Here is a 1613-nt window from a genome sequence, read left to right as displayed (position 1 = left end):
CGGTCAGTGTCAAGGTTGTTGTCATCCCCTGCTGATTTAGGCTGCCTGTTTTTCCCGCTCAGGATTAAGTGTCACGGTACTTATTGGTTGCCAGTTTCTTGTTCCACCGCTCCAACGTTCTGGATGTGCTGACTGAGCCGCACGGTATACCTCATCCCTTTTCCTTAGTATCTCCCCGTCATCGCCTCTGTGGCGTTGAGCCGGTGTGACATAGCGTATACCACTGTGATAATGCTCCTCGTTATACCAACGCGTAAAAACGCCCACCCATTTACGCGCCTCATCCAGCGTACTGAACCCGGCCGAGGGCCATTGCGGCACATATTTCACCGTCCGGAACAGCGACTCCACATAGGCATTATCATTACTGACCCGGGGTCGGCTGTGCGAGGGCGTGATTTTCAGCTCTTCCAGCTTTATGTTCAGCGTTTGGGACTTCATCGCCGCGCCATTGTCCGCATGCAACACCAGGGGCTGCCGGTAGCAGCGTTCACTCAACACCGTCCGCTCCATCAGTGACGCGGCCCACTCGCCGCTTTCTTCCTCATGGACTTCATGACCTACGATTTTTCGGCTGAAGATATCTTCCACCAGATACAGGTAATACCAGCGACCTTTCACCACCGACGGCAACCAGGTAATATCCCAGGTGTACACCTGGTTCGGTCCGGTCGCTTTCCAGGTCGTCGCGGGACGGACCTGGTGACTGGTCTGTTGCCGTCCTCGGCGGTGAACCTCGCTGTGGTGCCGCAGCACCCGGTAAAAAGTCGATTCGCTGGCCAGATAAATGCCTTCATCCGCCAGGCGCGGCACGATCTGCGATGGCGGCAGGCTGGCATAGTCCGGTCGATGACACACCGCCAGTATCTGCTGCTCTTCCTCTGCCGTTAACCGGTTGTCAGGCATCGGTCTGATGGCGCCCGGCCGTCCATCTTCCGCATGCTTCCGCCATCGCCGCCAAGTGCGTTCGCTTAGGCTGATTTCCCTCAGCGCGGCTAATAGCCTAGCGCCATTGGTCATAGCCTCTCGCACATAGCCGATAAGCGCTTCGCGTTCATGGGTCGGCGTCAGTCGTCCTCGTCCGCTTCCCCGTAATAATCCCGCAACCGCTTTCGCAGCACCAGTATCGCTGCCGCCTCCGCCAAGGCTTTTTCCTTACGGACCAGTTCCTTTTTCAACTGCTTGTTTTCTTTCTGGACCTGTTTGAGTACAGCCCGGTCATCCACCGGCGGCACCTGTAAAAAAGCCTGTTTCCATTGGGCAATTTGCTCTGGATACAACCCTTTTTTACGGCAGTACGCCGCGATGTCGGTTTCACTGAGTGTGGCGGTCTCGATAATCACCGCCAGGCGGGCTTGCGCCGGCCACTGTTCGCTGTTTTTGTCTGCACCCGGCACCGGTTTCCCCTCTGCTTTAGCCTGACTACGCCAATTATACAAAGTAGCTTCCGATATCCCTTCCATTTGTGCAACTGCGCTGACCGTCATGTTATACGGAGGAAGAAGTTTAGCCAGTGTGGCCGCCTTTCGCTCCGGTGAAATGCGCTTCATATCGCGTCCCCATCGCCCCATTGGAGTTTTTGATGGGGGTGACATCTATCCTGACACTAGGGG

General features: G+C 56.1%; 1 protein-coding gene. It reads right to left on the bottom strand.

Going from position 1 to position 1613, the window contains the following annotated elements; all coding sequences use genetic code 11:
• Positions 1-36: 36 nt before the first annotated feature.
• Positions 37-1550 (bottom strand): IS3 family transposase gene (locus GRH90_RS25805; protein WP_162368809.1). Its coding sequence is split into 2 segments (ribosomal slippage): positions 37-1097 and positions 1097-1550, totalling 1515 coding nucleotides; the frame shifts between segments, so codons are not numbered across the junction.
• Positions 1551-1613 lie beyond the last annotated feature (63 nt).

The organism is Acerihabitans arboris, from assembly GCF_010131535.1.
Classification (GTDB): domain Bacteria; phylum Pseudomonadota; class Gammaproteobacteria; order Enterobacterales; family Enterobacteriaceae; genus Acerihabitans; species Acerihabitans arboris.
Note: the sequence above shows the minus strand (reverse complement) of the source record. Positions and strands in the feature narration are given on the sequence as shown.